Origin of the sequence: Variovorax paradoxus, assembly GCF_030815855.1 — a bacterium.
Lineage (GTDB): Bacteria > Pseudomonadota > Gammaproteobacteria > Burkholderiales > Burkholderiaceae_C > Variovorax > Variovorax paradoxus_M.
In genome coordinates this window covers 3,939,073-3,954,990 of the sequence record NZ_JAUSXG010000001.1, presented here as the reverse complement: position 1 = coordinate 3,954,990, position 15,918 = coordinate 3,939,073, and the positions used below count along the sequence as shown (strand labels likewise).

At 66.9% G+C, this 15,918-nt stretch carries 16 protein-coding genes; all 16 read right to left on the bottom strand.

The window, feature by feature from the left end:
* Positions 1-5: 5 nt before the first annotated feature.
* The gene (locus QFZ42_RS19035; RefSeq protein WP_307702456.1) at positions 6-800 is read right to left on the bottom strand and encodes a CPBP family intramembrane glutamic endopeptidase; all 795 of its coding nucleotides are present in this window, start codon (positions 798-800) and stop codon (positions 6-8) included.
* A complete protein-coding gene (locus QFZ42_RS19030) occupies positions 797-1,357 on the bottom strand; it encodes a methyltransferase family protein (protein WP_307702455.1) in 561 nt (186 codons plus the stop codon). Before QFZ42_RS19030 ends, QFZ42_RS19035 begins: the two co-directional genes overlap by 4 nt.
* A gap of 30 nt (positions 1,358-1,387) precedes the next feature.
* Entirely contained in the window at positions 1,388-2,143 is a 756-nt protein-coding gene (locus QFZ42_RS19025; protein WP_307702454.1) for an SDR family NAD(P)-dependent oxidoreductase, read from the bottom strand.
* A complete protein-coding gene (gene paaZ / locus QFZ42_RS19020; RefSeq protein ID WP_307702453.1) occupies positions 2,143-4,203 on the bottom strand; it encodes a phenylacetic acid degradation bifunctional protein PaaZ in 2,061 nt (686 codons plus the stop codon). Before paaZ ends, QFZ42_RS19025 begins: the two co-directional genes overlap by 1 nt.
* A gap of 164 nt (positions 4,204-4,367) precedes the next feature.
* On the bottom strand, positions 4,368-5,099 hold the full coding sequence (locus QFZ42_RS19015; protein ID WP_307702452.1) for an ABC transporter ATP-binding protein: 732 nt from the start codon (positions 5,097-5,099) through the stop codon (positions 4,368-4,370).
* Positions 5,096-7,003 carry a branched-chain amino acid ABC transporter ATP-binding protein/permease gene (locus QFZ42_RS19010; protein WP_307702451.1) on the bottom strand — a complete coding sequence of 636 codons (1,908 nt, stop codon included), beginning with the start codon at positions 7,001-7,003 and terminating at the stop codon, positions 5,096-5,098. The genes QFZ42_RS19015 and QFZ42_RS19010 overlap by 4 nt, the downstream gene beginning before the upstream one ends.
* Positions 7,000-8,028 carry a branched-chain amino acid ABC transporter permease gene (locus QFZ42_RS19005; RefSeq protein WP_307702450.1) on the bottom strand — a complete coding sequence of 343 codons (1,029 nt, stop codon included), beginning with the start codon at positions 8,026-8,028 and terminating at the stop codon, positions 7,000-7,002. Before QFZ42_RS19005 ends, QFZ42_RS19010 begins: the two co-directional genes overlap by 4 nt.
* Before the next feature lie 170 nt (positions 8,029-8,198).
* Positions 8,199-9,344: an ABC transporter substrate-binding protein gene (locus QFZ42_RS19000; RefSeq protein ID WP_307702449.1), complete on the bottom strand. Its 1,146-nt coding sequence runs from the start codon at positions 9,342-9,344 to the stop codon at positions 8,199-8,201.
* Between the two features lie 39 nt (positions 9,345-9,383).
* Positions 9,384-10,475, bottom strand: coding sequence for a 1,2-phenylacetyl-CoA epoxidase subunit PaaE (gene paaE / locus QFZ42_RS18995; RefSeq protein WP_307702448.1), 1,092 nt, complete (start codon positions 10,473-10,475; stop codon positions 9,384-9,386).
* 6 nt (positions 10,476-10,481) lie between these two features.
* On the bottom strand, positions 10,482-11,009 hold the full coding sequence (gene paaD, locus QFZ42_RS18990) for a 1,2-phenylacetyl-CoA epoxidase subunit PaaD (RefSeq protein WP_373423349.1): 528 nt from the start codon (positions 11,007-11,009) through the stop codon (positions 10,482-10,484).
* Positions 11,006-11,785, bottom strand: coding sequence for a 1,2-phenylacetyl-CoA epoxidase subunit PaaC (gene paaC / locus QFZ42_RS18985; RefSeq protein ID WP_307702446.1), 780 nt, complete (start codon positions 11,783-11,785; stop codon positions 11,006-11,008). Before paaC ends, paaD begins: the two co-directional genes overlap by 4 nt.
* Positions 11,786-11,957: 172 nt before the next feature.
* Complete coding sequence (gene paaB / locus QFZ42_RS18980) at positions 11,958-12,254, bottom strand: 1,2-phenylacetyl-CoA epoxidase subunit PaaB (protein ID WP_307702445.1); 297 nt, start codon at positions 12,252-12,254, stop codon at positions 11,958-11,960.
* Positions 12,251-13,264 (bottom strand): 1,2-phenylacetyl-CoA epoxidase subunit PaaA, encoded by a 1,014-nt coding sequence (paaA, locus tag QFZ42_RS18975; RefSeq protein ID WP_307702444.1) that lies wholly within the window; start codon positions 13,262-13,264, stop codon positions 12,251-12,253. Before paaA ends, paaB begins: the two co-directional genes overlap by 4 nt.
* A 46-nt stretch (positions 13,265-13,310) precedes the next feature.
* Positions 13,311-14,627, bottom strand: coding sequence for a phenylacetate--CoA ligase PaaK (paaK, locus tag QFZ42_RS18970; protein ID WP_307702443.1), 1,317 nt, complete (start codon positions 14,625-14,627; stop codon positions 13,311-13,313).
* 15 nt (positions 14,628-14,642) lie between these two features.
* Positions 14,643-15,086, bottom strand: coding sequence for a hydroxyphenylacetyl-CoA thioesterase PaaI (gene paaI / locus QFZ42_RS18965; protein ID WP_307702442.1), 444 nt, complete (start codon positions 15,084-15,086; stop codon positions 14,643-14,645).
* 3 nt (positions 15,087-15,089) lie between these two features.
* The gene (locus QFZ42_RS18960) at positions 15,090-15,893 is read right to left on the bottom strand and encodes an enoyl-CoA hydratase-related protein (protein WP_307702441.1); all 804 of its coding nucleotides are present in this window, start codon (positions 15,891-15,893) and stop codon (positions 15,090-15,092) included.
* Positions 15,894-15,918 lie beyond the last annotated feature (25 nt).

Here is a 15,918-nt window from a genome sequence, read left to right as displayed (position 1 = left end):
CGGGTTCAGGGCGCCGGCCTGCGCGCAATGGGCGCCATCAGCATGTGCCGCAAAGCCAGCACGCCGCACGCGGTCGCCAGCACGATCAGCAGCAAGGCCAGCGCGGTGTCGGAGAGAGAAATGGTTTCGGGCAGGTCGCTCGCGAAGATGGTGCCGGTGTTGTAGGCCGCATGCAGTGCGATGCAGGGAATGAGCGAGCGTGTGCGCTCATAGAGCCATCCGAGCACCGTGCCCATGACCAGGCCCACCACGAACTGATAGATGTTCAGGTGCGCGGCCCCGAAAAGCAGTGCCGAGCCCACGATGGCCTGCCACCTCGAATAGCGCTGCAGGAACCCGCGCAGCACGATGCCGCGGAACAGCATTTCCTCGAGCAGGGGCGCCATCACGCATACCGCCAGCGTGGCGGCAACGCTGCCGTCGGCCATGCGGCTGAACATCGATTCCTCCCAGGCGGAAAGCGGCACGACCCGCATCAGCAGGTTCATCGCGGTCACGATCACCACCATCAGCCCCGGCACGAGCAGCAGAACAGGCGGCACGATCAGCACCAGCGTGGCCCTGGCAGAGGCCGGCGACTGGTGGAACAGCTCGCGGTAGGTGAGCTGCTGGAAGTGCATGACGCCCGCGAACACGCAGCCGTTGCCCAGCACGGCGGAAAGCACGCCGAGTTGCATGTCGTTGAGTCCGAGCCATCGGTTGGCGTCGCGCAACGCAACGGCAATGACGAATTCGCACAGGAACAGCGCCAGGAACAGGAGCGCGGCCTGTACCCCGCTGGGAAAGCCCGGGCTTTTCACAGCACGAACGGAATGAAGCGCCGCGTGCGGCGCATGTACTCGCGGTACGCGTCGCCAAAGTGCGCGATGCATTCCTTTTCGTCGCTGCGGGCCGTCAGAAACAGGAGCGCCGTGGCCGCCAGCACCAGCGCAAGGGTCAGCCAGGTGAACTGCTTGAGGAAGGCACCCCAGGCCAGCAGCATCAGTGCCGTGTACATGGGGTGGCGAATGTAGCGGAAGGCGCCAGCGGTCACGATCGACGAAGTCTTCTCGAAACCGTAGAGGGCCGGGTCGTCGTTGCGGGCCTCGGTCGGTTTGCCCTGCGCCTTGAGCAGCTTCACCGCGTGGATCGGCAGCCAGATCGAGAGCGCCAGGAACACGCAAGAGAGCAACTGGGTGAACGACAGCGGGTCGACATGCCACACCGGCAGGTTCACGATGATCAGCGCCAGCATGCATTCCCAGGCGAAAAAGCGGTAGAAGCCGTGCGATCCGGGCTGGCTCAGCGGACCGCGCGAGACGTACAGCAGCGCGACCGTGCCGGCGACAAAAAGAAAGATCTGAAACCAGAGAAGCATGGCGGCCGAATTTACACGGCCCGCCCGACTTCAGCCAGAGATGGAAAATCCGCCGTCCACGGGGATGGCTGTACCGGTCACATAGTCCGAGGCCTGACTTGCGAGAAACACCGCGGTGCCGGCAATGTCGGACGGCTGGCCCCAGCGGCCCGCGGCGGCGCGGGCGACCACGCGGTCGTACAGGCCTGGAATCTGGCTGCGTGCGCCGTCGGTCAGCTCGGTTTCGAACCAGCCGGGGAGAATCGCGTTGACCTGGATGTTGTCGGCCGCCCACGAAAGCGCGGTCGACTTTGTGAGTTGTACGATGCCCGCCTTGCTCGCGGCATAGGCCGGGGCATAAGGTGCGCCGAAGATCGACATCATCGAGCCGATGTTGATGATCTTGCCGCCCGCCTTCTTCAGATGAGGATGCGCGGCGCGGCTGCACAGAAAGGCGCTGGTGAGGTTGGTGTCCATCACCTTGTGCCACTCGTCCAGCGCGAGCTGGTCGACCGGCTTGCGCACCGTGGTGCCGGCGTTGTTGATGAGGATGTCGAGCCTGCCGCAGCGTTCGGCCGCTTCGTCGAAGGCCTTCTGCACCGAGGCTTCGTTGGCCACGTCGACTTCGAGCGCGAAGCTGTCGCTGCCCAGCGCCTTGAGCGCCTCGACCGCGGCGGCCGATTTCTGGGCGTTGCGCGCGGCCACGATGACGCGGGCGCCAGCCTTGGCAAGGCCCTGGGCCATGCCCAGGCCGATGCCGCCGTTGCCGCCGGTGACGAGCGCTGTTTTTCCTGTGAGATCGAACATCAGGTGGATTCTGGTTTCTTGGAGACGAGGGTCAGGATATCGTAGCTCGCGACCAGTTCGCCGTCCTGGTTCGTCACCTCCACGTCCCAGGCCACCACGCCCTGGCCCTGGCCGCTCGCGTCCTTCTTGTTGCGGTCGATCTTGCGCTTGCAGGTCAGGCGCGCGCGGATGGTGTCGCCAATGCCCACGGGCTTGACGAAGCGCAGCGTGTCGAGGCCGTAGTTGGCGAGCACCGGCCCCGGCGCGGGCGAGACGAAGAGGCCTGCGGCGGCGGACAGCACGAAGTACCCATGCGCGATGCGCTTGCCGAAGGGCGACTCCTTGGCCGCCACCTCGTCGAAGTGCATGTAGAAATAGTCGCCCGAGATGCCGCCGAAGGCCACGATGTCGGCCTCGCCGACGGTGCGGCGGTGCGTGAGCAGCGAGTCGCCGATGCGCAGGTCTTCGAAATAGCGGCGGAAGGGATGCACCTCGCTCTCGCGCACGGCCGCGCCGCGCACGTGCTCGCCGGTGATCGCGGCCAGCATGGTGGGCGAGCCCTGCACCGCGGCGCGCTGCAGGTAGTGCTTCACCGCGCGCAGGCCGCCGAGCTCTTCACCGCCGCCCGCGCGGCCGGGGCCGCCGTGCTTGAGCTGCGGCAGCGGCGAGCCGTGGCCAGTCGATTCGGCGGCGGCTTCCCGGTCGAGCACCAGCAGGCGGCCATGCCACGCGGCAGCGACCGGAATGGCCTTGGCCGCGATGGCCGGGTCGCGCGTGACCAGCGTGCCGACCAGGCTGCCGCGGCCGCGTGCGGCCAATGCCAGCGCTTCGTCGATGCCGTCAGTGCTGTCGTAAGGCATCAGCGTGCTGACGGGGCCGAAGGCTTCGACGTCGTGCGCGGCATCGTGTTCGAGCGGCTTGCGACTCAACAGCAGCGTGGGCGCGAAGAACGCACCTTCGCTCACGCCGTCGCCTACGGGCGAGAAGCCGTCGCGCTCGCCGTAGACCAGTTCTGCGCCTTGCAGCAGCGTGGCCACACGGTCGGCCACGTCGGACTTTTGCGCATGCGAGGCGAGGGCGCCCATGCGCACCTCTTCGCGCGAAGGATCGCCGACGACGGTCTTGGCAAGCCGCGCGCGCAGCCGCTCGGCCACGGCATCGAGGTGCTGGCGCGGCACGATCGCGCGGCGGATGGCGGTGCACTTCTGGCCGGCCTTGATGGTCATTTCGCGTGCCACCTCTTTCACGAAGAGATCGAACTCCTCGTCGTCGGGCGTCACGTCAGGCGCAAGGATCGCGCAGTTCAGCGAGTCGGCCTCGGCGTTGAATGGAATCGAATGGCGCACCAAGTTCGGGTGCACGCGCAGCCTGGCCGCGGTGTCGGCCGAGCCGGTGAAGGTGACGACGTCCGGGCCTTCGAGCCGGTCGAGCAGGTCGCCCGTGCCGCCGACCACGAGCTGCAGGCTGCCTTCCGGCAGGATGCCCGACTGCACGATGAGCCGCACCAGCGCTTCGGTCACGTAGCTTGTCGCGGTGGCCGGCTTGCCGATGCACGGCATGCCCGCGAGAAAGCTGGGCGCGAATTTTTCGAGCAACCCCCACACCGGAAAGTTGAACGCATTGATGTGCACCGCCACGCCGCCGCGCGGCACCAGGATGTGCGTGCCCGCGAAGCCGCCCTTCTTGCCGAGCGGGAAGGCCGGGCCTTCATGCACCAGGTTTCCGGAGGGCAGCTCGTTGGTGCCGATGCCCGCGTAGGCGCTCAGGGTGCCGGCGCCGCCCTCGATGTCGATCCAGCTGTCGGCGCGGGTCGCGCCCGTGTGGGCCGAAATGGCGTAGAGCGTTTCCTTGTTGGCCGCAAGGTATTTGGCCAGCGCCTTCAGGCGCTCCGAGCGCTGCTGGAAGTCGAGCGCCATCAGCGCGGGCAGGCCGGTTCTGCGTGCGTGGTTCAGCGCCTCGGCGAAGTCGATGGCCTCGGCATGCGTGCTGGCCACGGGCTGGCCGTTGACGGCGCTGCGCAGCTGCTGGGCGCTTTCCTTGCCGATCCAGCGGCCGGCGATGTAGCTTTGAAGAGTGGTCATGGTGATGTCCTTTGGCTTTGTATTGGCTCCTTCCCCTTCCGGGGGAAGGCTGGGATGGGGGCAGGCGGCGTTCGTTCGGCGCAGTGCTTTATCAAGTGCCGTCGTGCCCCCACCCCGACCCTCCCCCGGAAGGGGAGGGAGAAAGGCAGGGAAAGGAAGACCGTTCAGTGTTTGTTGCCGATGCCCAGATAGGTGTCGATGATTCGCTGGTCGTGCAGCAGGTCTCCGGCCTTGCCTTCAAGCGCCACGGCGCCCATCTCGAGCACATAGGCGCGGTCGGCCACCTGCAGCGCGGCGCGTGCGTTCTGCTCCACCAGCAGCACCGAGACGCCGTGGCTGCGCAGTTGCGACACCACGCGCAGCACTTCGCGCACCACCAGCGGCGCCAGGCCCAGCGAGGGTTCATCGAGCATCAAGAGCCGGGGTCGCGCCATCAGCGCGCGGCCGATGGCCAGCATCTGGCGCTCGCCGCCCGAGAGCGTGGAGGCCAGCTGCGGCTTGCGCTCGCGCAAGCGCGGAAAGATCTCGAACACTTCTTCCATGCGCGCACGCTGGTCGCGCTTGCCCTTGCGCCATTGATAGAAGCCGCCGAGCAGCAGGTTGTCTTCGACGGACATGTCGCCGAACAGCTCGCGCCGCTCGGGCACCAGTGCCACGCCGCGCGCCACCAGGGTCTCGACACCGGGCCGGGCAATGCGCTCGCCGTGCAGGGCCAGCGTGCCGGTGGAAGGAAGCAGCCCCATGGCCGCGCAAAGCAGCGTGGTCTTGCCCGCGCCGTTGGGCCCGATGACGGTGACGATCTCGCCTTCGTTCACATGCAGGCGCACGCTGTGCACGGCCTCCACGGTGCGGTAGGCGACGCAGAAACCATCGAGCTGAAGCAGCGGATGGCTCATCGTGCGTGCTCCAGCAGCTGGTCGTCGGCGCCGCCCAGGTAGGCCTCGAGCACGCGCGGGTTGGCCTGCACTTCGGCCGGCGTTCCGGTGGCGATGACGGTGCCGAATTCGAGCACGGTGATGCGGTCGGCAAGATTCATCACAAATTCCATGTCATGTTCCACCACGAGAATGCCGAGGCCTTCGGCGCGCAACTGGCTCAGCAGCACGGAAAGCGCGCGCTTCTCCAGGTGGCGCAGCCCGGCGGCGGGTTCGTCGAGCAGCAGCACCGAGGGCTGGCCGGCCAGCGCGCGCGCAATCTCGACCACGCGCTGCTGGCCGAGCGAGAGCGATGCGGCCGGCGTATCGGCATGCGCGCCAAGGCGGCAGCGTTCGATCTGCCGGCGGGCTTCGGCCATCAGCGCGGCTTCTTCCGCGCGGTCCAGCCGAAGCATGGCGGCGAGCCAGCCCCGCCTGGCACGCAGGTGCGCGCCCAGTGCCACGTTCTCGACCACGCTGCGCTGCCCGAGCAGCCGCACATGCTGGAAGGTGCGGCCCAGCCCGAGCGCGGCAAACACGCGCGAAGGCTTGGCCCCCATTGGCTGGCCTGCCAGCCGCACCTCGCCGGAGCTCGGATCGTCCACGCCCGAGATCATGTTGAAGAAGGTGCTCTTGCCCGCGCCGTTCGGCCCGATCAACGCGTGGATCTCGCCGGCCGCGAGCGTCATCGAGATGTCGTTGTTGGCCACGAGGCCGCCGAATCGCTTGCTGACGCCGGTGGCCTGCAGCAGCACCTCTCCCTTGGCGGGCAGGTTGCGCTGCGCCAGTCGCACCGCGGGCGCGGAGGGCTGCGAAGCGTCGATCTCGGCACCGGCATGTGGGCGCACCCAGCGCCTGGCAATGCGCGCGAGCGTCGGCCACAGGCCATCGGCAAAGCGCTGCAGCACAAAGAGCATGAGCAGGCCGAACACGATCACCTCGAAATTCCCGCTGCTGCCGAGCAGCGAGGGCAGCACGTCCTGCAGCTTTTCCTTCAGCAGCGTGATGAGCGCCGCGCCCAGCACCGCGCCCCACAGGTGCCCCGCGCCGCCGACCACCGCCATGAACAGCAGCTCGATGCCGATGTTCAGGTTGAAGGGCGTGGGGTTCACGAAGCGCTGCAGGTGCGCATAGAGCCAGCCCGACACGGCCGCCAGCAGGGCGGCGAGCACGAAGAGCTTCACGCGGTGGCGGGCCGTGTCCACACCCATCGACTCGGCCATGAGCCGCCCGCCCTTGAGCGCGCGGATGGCACGGCCTTCGCGGGAATCGAGCAGGTTGTGCATGGCCCACAGCGCCAGCAGCAGCACGGCCCAGATCACCACGCCAAGCGCACGCGGCGTGGCCAGCGAGAAGCCTGCAATCACCAGCGGCGGCACGCCGGTGATGCCTGTTTGTCCGCCGAGGAAATCCATGTTGCCGAACAGGTAGTAAAGGCTCAGCCCCCAGGCAATGGTGCACAGCGGCAGGTAGTGCCCCTGCAGCTTGAGCGTGACCGCGCCGAGCGCCCATGCTAGGGCGAATGTCAGCAGCAGGCCCAGCAGCAGCCCGGCCCACGGCAGCAGGGCGGGGCCGACGATGCTGCCCATCCATGCCGCCGCCGTTGGCGACGTGCAGATCCAAGCGGTCGCGTACGAGCCGACGCCCACGAATGCGGCCTGGCCGAAGGACGTCATGCCGCCCACGCCGGTCAGCATGACCAGCCCGACCGCAACCAATGCATAGAGCCCGATGTTGCTGAGCACCGACACCGTGAACTCCGGGAGGAAGCCCCAGGCCGCTGCGAGCAGCACGACAAAGCCGAGCGTGAGCTGCCGCGGCGTGACCAGCGTGCGGCCACTGGGCGGCGGCGCGGCCGCGGTGTTGTTGGCGGAGGTGTCGTTCATTCCTCGTCCTCCACATGATGGCTGTGCAGCGAACGCCACCACAGCACCGGAATGATCAGCGTGAAGACCAGCACTTCCTTGAACGGGCTGGCCCAGAACGAAGCGAAGGCTTCGAGTTGCCCGACGAGCAGCGCGCCCGCCAGCGCCAGCGGATAGCTCGCGAGCCCGCCCACGATGGCGGCGACAAAGCCCTTGAGGCCGATCAGGAAGCCGGTGTCGTAATACACCGTGGTGAGCGGCGCAATCAGCAGGCCCGAAATTGCGCCGATGAGCGCCGCGAGCGCAAAACTCAAGTCGCCGGAAAGCTCGGTCGGAATACCCGACAGCCGCGCCCCGACCCGGTTGATGGCGGTGGCGCGCAGCGCCTTGCCGATCATCGAGCGGCCGAAGAAAAGGAACATCGCAATCACCAGCAGCAGCGTGACACCCACCACCACCAACGATTGCCCGCTGACCGGAATGCCGCCAAGGTCGAAGCGCTCTTCGGAAAACGGCGCGGTGCGGTAGCCTTCGGCGCCGAAGAAGAGCAGGCCGAGCCCCACCAGCACGCCGTGCAGCGCGACCGAGACGATCAGCAGCATCAGCACGCTGGCGTCGGCCAACGGCCGGTAGGCGAGGCGATACAGCAGCGGCCCGAGCGGCGCGATCAAGACCAGCGTGGTGACGGCCTGAGCCGCCATCGAGGTGGGCTTGAGCAGCATGACCAGCGCGGCCGCGGCCAGCGGCAACACGACGCACCACGCAAGTGCGGAAGCCCAGTCGACGACCGCGCCGCGCTTCCAGCGCCAGAACTCGACCACCAGCACCATCGCGGCGAGCGCAATCAGCAGCCACAGCGTCGCCGGCACGCGGCCCGTTTGCAGCATGGCCATCGACAGCGCCCCGAAGGCGACGAACTCGCCCTGGGGAATGAAGATGACGCGCGTGACCGAGAACACCAGCACCAGGGCGAGCGCCATCAATCCGTAGACGGCACCGTTCACGATGCCGTCCTGCCCCAGCAAAAGGGCGATCTGCAGATCCATAGAAAACCTTTGGGCTCAGCCCTTGTATCGAATCAGTGCCTGCATTGCTCCTTCCCCCTTTGGGGGAAGGTTGGGATGGGGGCGGCCCCCGCGTTCACGGCTGCACGAAGGTCGATGCCGTCGTGCCCCCACCCCGACCCTCCCCCGGAAGGGGAGGGAGCGAGACCAGGTCAGGGCTGGTATTTCCAGGCGCCGTTTTCGATCTTGACCATGACGCGCGCACGCTGGTCCAGGCCCAGGTGGTCGTTGGCGGTCAAGTTGAATACGCCGTGGGCACCGGCCACGTTCTTCACCTGCTCGAGCGCGTCGCGCAATGCGGCGCGGAATTCGGGGGTGCCCGGCTGCGCCTTCTTCAGCGCCACCGGCACGGCGGACGTCATCAGCAGGCCCGCGTCCCATGCGTGCGCGCCGAAGGTCGACACCGTGTTCTTGCCATTCGCGCCCTCGTAGGCGGTCACGTAGGCCATGGCCGATTTTTTTACCGGATGGCTGGCGGGCAGCTGCTCGGCCACCAGCACAGGCCCCGCGGGCAGGAAGGTGCCTTCCACGTCCTTGCCGCCGACGCGCAGGAAGTCGGCGTTCGCCACGCCGTGGGTCTGGTACATCTTGCCGGTGTAGCCGCGTTCCTTGAGCGTCTTCTGCGGCAGCGCGGCCGGCGTGCCCGAGCCCGCGACCAACACCGCGTCGGCCTTGGCCGCCATGATCTTCAGGGCCTGGCCGGTCACCGAGGTGTCGGTGCGCGCATAGCGCTCGTTGGCCACGATCTTGAGCTTCTTCAGTTCGGCCGCCTTGGCGAACTCCTGCGACCAGCCTTCACCGTAGGCATCGGAAAAGCCGATGAAGGCCACCGTCTTCACGCCGCTGGCGGCCATATGCTCGGCAATGGCCAGCGACATCATGATGTCGTTCTGCGGCGTCTTGAAGACCCACTGCTTCTTGGCGTCCATCGGCTCGACGATGCGGGCCGAGGCAGCGATGGAAATCATCGGCGTCTTGGCTTCGCTCACCACGTCGATCATTGCGAGCGAGTTGGGCGTGGTGGTGGAGCCCAGAACGATGTCGACCTTGTTCTCTGCAATGAGCTTGCGCGTGTTGGCCACGGCCGCCGTGGTATCGGAGGCGTCGTCCAGCACGATGTAGTTGATCTTCTGGCCGCCGATGGTCTTGGGCATCAGGGAGATGGTGTTCTTCTCGGGAATGCCGAGCGAGGCGGCCGGGCCGGTGGCCGAGAGCGTCACGCCGACGTTCACATCGGCCCAGGCCACGGCGGCTGTGGCGCACAGCGCGGCAATCGCCAGGGGCTTGAAGAATTTCATTTTGGTTTGTCTCCGGGTTGAAAAATCGTTGTTGTGGTCTCAGCGCTCGTCGAACGACAGGGTGACGCGTTCCGTCAGAGGGTGCGCCTGGCAGGTCAGCACGAATCCTGCGGCCACTTCATTCTTGTCGAGCGCAAAGTTTCTTTCCATGCGGACTTCCCCCTCCACCAGCTTGGCGCGGCAAGTGCCGCATACGCCGGAGGTGCAAGAGAAGGGCACTTCGAGCCCCGCCGCCGAGGCCGCGTCGAGGATGCTCGGCTGGCCTTCGGTAAAAGCGATTTCGCGCTGCAGGCCGTCGCGCACGATGGTGATGCGCGCCTGCTTGGCATCGCCGGGCAAGGCCTCGTGCACCACGGCTCCGACCTGGGCTGACGTGGCCGAAGGCAGCGCGATGCCGAAGCGCTCGATGTGGATGCGCTCCTCGGGCACACCCGCGGCAAGCAGCGCGGCCTCGGCCTCGTCGTTCATCTGGAACGGACCGCAGACGTAGACGTGATCGATGCTCCGGGCAGGAACCACGGCCTGCAGAAACTCGCCGATCTTTTCGCGGTTCATCACGCCGCGGCCCAGCGGCGAATCGGTGTGCTCGTCGGAGAACACATGCTGCAGCACGAGGCGCGTCATGTAGCGGTTCTTCAGGTCCTCGATTTCTTCCTTGAACATCGTGGATTGGAGCTGCCGGTTGCCGTAGATCAGCGTGAAGCGGCTCCGGGGTTCGCGCGCCAGCACGGTCTTCATGATCGAGAGAATGGGCGTGATGCCACTGCCGCCCGCAATGCCGACATGGTGGCGCGCGGCGCCGGGTTCGATCGGCACGAAGAAGCGGCCCTGCGGCGCCATCACCTGCACGGTGTCGCCGGGCTGCAGGTGCGCGTTGATCCAGTTGGAGAAAACGCCGCCGCGCACCTTGCGCACGCCGACGCGCAGCTCACCGTCGTCGAGGCCGGCGCAGATCGAATACGAACGGCGCAGGTCCTGCCCGCCGACGTCGCGGCGCAGCGTGAGGTATTGGCCCTGGGTAAAGCCGAAGGTTCCCCGCAGGTCGGCCGGTACTTCGAACGAGACGATGACGGCCTCGGCCGTGTCGGGCTCGATCGCCTTCACGCGCAGCGGGTGGAAGAGGGTGCTCATCGCTTGTCAGATCGGCTTGAAGTGTTCGAAGGGTTCGCGGCAGGCCATGCAGCGGTAGAGCGCCTTGCATGCGGTGGAGCCGAAGGCGGAGAGACGTTCGGTGCGCTCGCTCGCGCAGCGGGGGCAAGCGATGCGTTCGCCGCCGGCCATGCGGCCGAAAAGGCGGATGGGCATCGCCGTGTGGGCCGCGGCTTCTGGCGTGAGGTGCGCGGGCGGCGCGATGCCGTAGGCCTTGAGCTTGGCGCGGCCTTCGTCGCTGATCCAGTCGCTGCTCCAAGCGGGTGCGCGGCGCAGCGTGGCGCGTGCGCGGCCGAGGCCGGCCTGCTCGATGGCGGCGAGCACGTCGTGCTCGATGGCTTCGGTTGCGGGGCAGCCGGAGTAGGTCGGCGTGAGCACGATCTCCAGTCCGTCGTCATGTTCGATCACCTCGCGCACGATGCCGAGGTCGCAGACGGACACGGCCGGCACCTCGGGGTCGAGCACGGTGTGCAGCACGGCCCACGCCGCACCGACGCGCGAGGCGACGGCGTTCACCACACGCCTCCCGGGTAAGAGCGCTGCAGGTGCTGCATCTCGGCCAGGATGTAGCCCATGTGCTCGCTGTGCACGCCGTGCTTGCCGGTGCTGCGAAAGGCGGCCTCTTTCGGCATAGGGAGGCCGGCTGCATCGAGTACTTGCTGCATGTCGGCGAGCCACGGTTCGCGCAATTCGCTCCAGGCCGGACCGAGCCCGCTGGCGCTGGCTTCGGCATCGACCGCATCGCTTTCGAACAGCTCGGGCATGTAGAGCCACAGCTGTTTGAGGGCCTTCTCGGTGCGGCGGCGCGATTCTTCGGTGCCGTCGCCGAGCCGAACGACCCAGTCGCCCGAATGCTGCTGGTGATAACGCGCCTCCTTCACGGCCTTGCCGGCGATGGCGGCCACCTCGGCGTCGTTCGATGCGGCAAGGCGCTGCCACAGCAGCTTGAGCAGCGTGGCGACCATGGTGTTGCGCACCACGGCAAAGGCGAAGTCGCCGCGCGGCAGTTCGACCAGCGTGAGATTGAAGTAGTCGCGTTCGTCGCGCAGGTAGGCCAGCTGGTCTTCGTCATGCGCGCGGCCTTCGCCTTCGAGCTTGCCGGCATGGGTGAGCAGCGCGCGGGCCTGGCCGACGAGGTCGAGCGCGATGTTGGCCATCGCGATGTCTTCTTCCAGCACGGGCGCATGGCCGCACCATTCGCCGAGGCGTTGAGCGAGCACGAGGCATGTGTCGCCTATCCGCAGCAGGTATTGCACGGCGGGGGTGCGGTTCAGTTCGATCGAGGCTTGCATTCAGTGGCTCCAACTCTGTCTTGCTCCCTCTCCCCTTGGGGAGAGGGTGGGGGTGAGGGCGTGGGCGGTGGAAGAAACCCGTCGGTGGCGAGGGCCGGCGGCCCTCACCCTGGCCCTCTCCCAGAGGGAGAGGGGACGACACGAAGTCCACTCGCGCGCGCTCATCAAGGTCTCACATGTGGTCGACCGACTTCGGCAGCGCATAGAAAGTCGGATGCCGGTACACCTTGTCTTCCGCCGGATCGAAGAACATGTCCTTGTCCCCCGGGTCGCTCGCCGCGATCTGGTCCGAGCGCACCACCCAGATGCTGCTGCCTTCCTGCCGGCGCGTGTACACGTCGCGTGCCAGCTGGATCGCCATCTTCGGATCGGCCGCGTGCAGGCTGCCGCAATGCTTGTGGTCGAGCCCCGCCTTGCTGCGCACGAACACCTCCCACAGCGGCCACTCTTGTTGGACATCGGCGCTCATGCGGCCTCCTTCATCGGTTGCTTGTTGGCGTGGGCCATGGCGGCTTCGCGCACCCACGCGCCTTCTTCCCAGGCGTCGACGCGGGCCTGCAGGCGCTCCCGGTTGCAGGGACCGTCGCCGCCCACCACACGCCAGAACTCGCTCCAGTCGATCGCGCCGAAGTCGTGCGCCTGGCGCTCTTCGTTCCACTTCAGGTCGGGGTCGGGCAGGGTCACGCCGAGGATGCGCGCCTGCTCCACGGCGGCGTCGATGAACTTCTGGCGCAGCTCGTCGTTGCTGAAGCGCTTGATGCCCCAGCGCATCGACTGCGCCGAGTTGGGCGATTGGTCGTCCGGCGGGCCGAACATCATGATCGAGGGCCACCACCAGCGATTGACCGCGTCCTGCACCATGGCCTTCTGCGCCTCGGTGCCATGCGTCATCATCGTCAGCAGGGCTTCGTAGCCCTGGCGCTGGTGAAAGCTCTCTTCGCGGCAGATGCGCACCATGGCGCGCGCATACGGCGCATACGAGCAGCGGCAGATCGGCACCTGGTTCATGATGGCCGCGCCGTCCACCAGCCAGCCGATGGTGCCCATGTCGGCCCAGGTGAGCGTCGGGTAGTTGAAGATCGAGCTGTACTTGGCCTTGCCGCTGTGCAGCGCATCGAACATCTGGTCGCGCGAGGTGCCCAGCGTTTCGGCGGCGGCGTACAGGTACAGGCCGTGGCCGCCTTCGTCCTGCACCTTGGCCAGCAGGATGGCCTTGCGCTTGAGCGTGGGCGCGCGGCCGATCCAGTTGCCCTCGGGCAGCATGCCCACGATTTCGGAATGCGCGTGCTGGCTGATCTGGCGCACCAGCGTCTTTCGGTAGTGCTCGGGCATCCAGTCCTTCGCCTCGATGAATTCACCGGCGTCGATGCGGGTGTCGAAGCGTTCTTCGAGCCGCATTTCGTCGGCGGAGCGCACGGTTTTTTTCTTGCCGTCGTCGCCCGTGTCCTTGCCCATGGTGTCCATTGCCTGGGTGTACATGTGCGTGTCCTTTGTCTGCAAAAAGAGAATGGAAAACGGTGTGCGTTCAGCGCGGCCGTGTATCGATCACGCGGCGGGCCTTGCCGGTCTGCGTGCGTTCGATGGAATCGGGGTCGAACACGCGCACCGTGGTCGAAATGCCGACCAGCGTCTTCACGCGGTCCTGCACCCAGCCGGCGATGGCCTCGCGTTCGGCTTCGTCGATGGCGGCGTTGCGGTGGTCGAGTTCGCAGTGCACTTCGACCTCGTCGAGCAGGCCCTCGCGGCGCACGTGCACCTGGTAAAGGCCCGAGAGGCGCTTGTGCGCCAGAACGACTTCTTCCACCTGCGTGGGAAACACGTTGACGCCGCGGATGATCATCATGTCGTCGCTGCGCCCGACGATCTTGCCCATGCGGCGGAAGGCGCGCGAGGTGGGCGGCAAGAGGCGCGTGAGGTCGCGCGTGCGGTAGCGCACGATCGGCATGGCCTCCTTGCTGAGCGAGGTGAAGACCAGTTCGCCTTCTTCGCCGTCGGCCTTCAGCTCGCCGGTGTCGGGATCGATGATCTCGGGGTAGAAGTGGTCTTCCCAGATCACCGGGCCGTCCTTGCTCTCGACGCATTCGCTGGCCACGCCGGGGCCCATCACTTCGGAGAGGCCGTAGATGTCGACCGCGTCGAGGCCGGCCTTGCCTTCGATGTCGCGGCGCATGGCCTCGGTCCAGGGCTCGGCGCCGAAGATGCCGATCTTGAGCGAGCTGTTTCTCGCGTCGAGGCCCTGGCGCTCGAACTGCTCGATGATCACCTGCATGTAGCTGGGCGTGACCATGATGATGTCGGGCTTGAAGTCTTGAATGAGCTGCACCTGCTTTTCGGTTTGGCCGCCCGACATCGGAATGACGGTGCAGCCCGCGCGCTCGGCCCCGTAGTGCGCCCCGAGACCGCCGGTGAAGAGGCCGTAGCCGTAGGACACGTGCACCATGTCGCCCGGCCGCCCGCCCGCCGCGCGGATGGACCGCGCAACAAGGTCGGCCCAGGTGTCGATGTCCTTCAGGGTGTAGCCCACCACGGTCGGCTTGCCGGTGGTGCCCGACGAGGCATGGATGCGTGCCACCTGCGTGCGCGGCACGGCGAACATGCCGAAGGGATAGTTATCGCGGAGGTCGCTCTTTACCGTGAACGGAAATTTCGACAGATCGGCGAGCGACTTCAGGTCTTGAGGGTGCACGCCCTTGGCATCGAAGGCCTTGCGGTAGTGCGGCACGTTGTCGTACGCGCGCTGCAGCGTGGTGCGCAGGCGGCTGAGCTGCAGGGCGGCGATCTCGTCGCGGCTCGCGGTTTCAATGGGCTCGAGCTCGCCGGGCGCGGGGTGTCTGGCTGTCATGGTGCGTGTGTCTCCTCAGGCGGCAACGGCGGGTCGGCCCTTGGCGGTGTACGAGCGGCCGCGGAACATTGCGATGCGCTCGCCGCGCTGGTTGGTGATTTCGGTGTCGTAAACGCCGGTGCGCCCGGCCTTCGAAACTTCGAAGCAACGCGCGGTGAGCACGTCGCCTTCGCGTGCCGGTGCAATGAAGTCGATGGAGAAGCCCGAGGCCACCGTGAGTTCGTTGTACGAGTTGCAGGCGAATGCAAAGGTGGAATCGGCCAAGGTCGCCATGAAGCCGCCGTGGCAGATGGCGTGGCCGTTGAGCATGTCTTGGCGCACCTGCATCTGCAGGGTGGCCTGGCCGGGGCCGACCTCGACGATGCGCATGCCCAAGCCCTTGGTGGCGTTGTCGTTCGCGAACATGCCGTCGCGGACGTATTCGGCTGTCTGTTGCGGGGTGCGGGTGCTGTCGGTCATGGCTCAGCGATCCTTGAACACCGGTGCACGCTTGGCGCGAAAGGCTTCCACGCCTTCGCGGTAGTCGCCCGCATTGCCCAACTCGCGCTGAGTGCGTGCTTCTTGGGTGAGTGCCGTGTCGAGGTCCATGTCTTGCGCGGCTGCCATGGCCTGGCGGGTGGCGACCAAGGCGCGGGTCGGCATGGCGGACAGCTTCGACGCGAGTGCGGCGGCCGTATCGGCCAGTGCCGCATCGTCCACGCACTGCCATATCAGTCCGATGCGCGCCGCTTCTTCGGCCGGGAGCTTGTCTCCCAACATCGCAATGCCGAGTGCGCGCGCCGTGCCCACAAGCCGGGGCAGCAGCCAGGTACCGCCCGTGTCGGGCACAAGGCCGATCTTGGTGAAGGCCTGGATGAAGCTTGCCGACCGCGCGGCCACCACCAGGTCGCAGCACAGTGCAAGGTTGGCACCCGCACCGGCGGCCACGCCGTTGACGGCGGCGACCACGGGCACCGGCATCGAACGCAGGCGCGCGACCAGCGGTGCGTAATAAGTGGAGATGACGTGACCCAGGTCCTTGGGGCTGGCGCCAGGCGTGAGGTCGGGTGCGACCGAGGGATCGGCCAGGTCCTGCCCGGCGCAGAAGGCGCGGCCGGCGCCCGTGAGCACCACGCAGCGCACGCTGTCGTCCTTGGCTGCGAGTTCAAGTGCCGCCATCAACTCCGCATGCATTTCCGTCGTGAAGCTGTTGAGCGCGGCGGGGCGGTTCAGGCTCAGCGTGCGGACGGCTTCGGCGTCGCTGGTGAGAACTAAAGGTTCTGGCATGGGCTTGTCTCTCATCCTTGTTTTG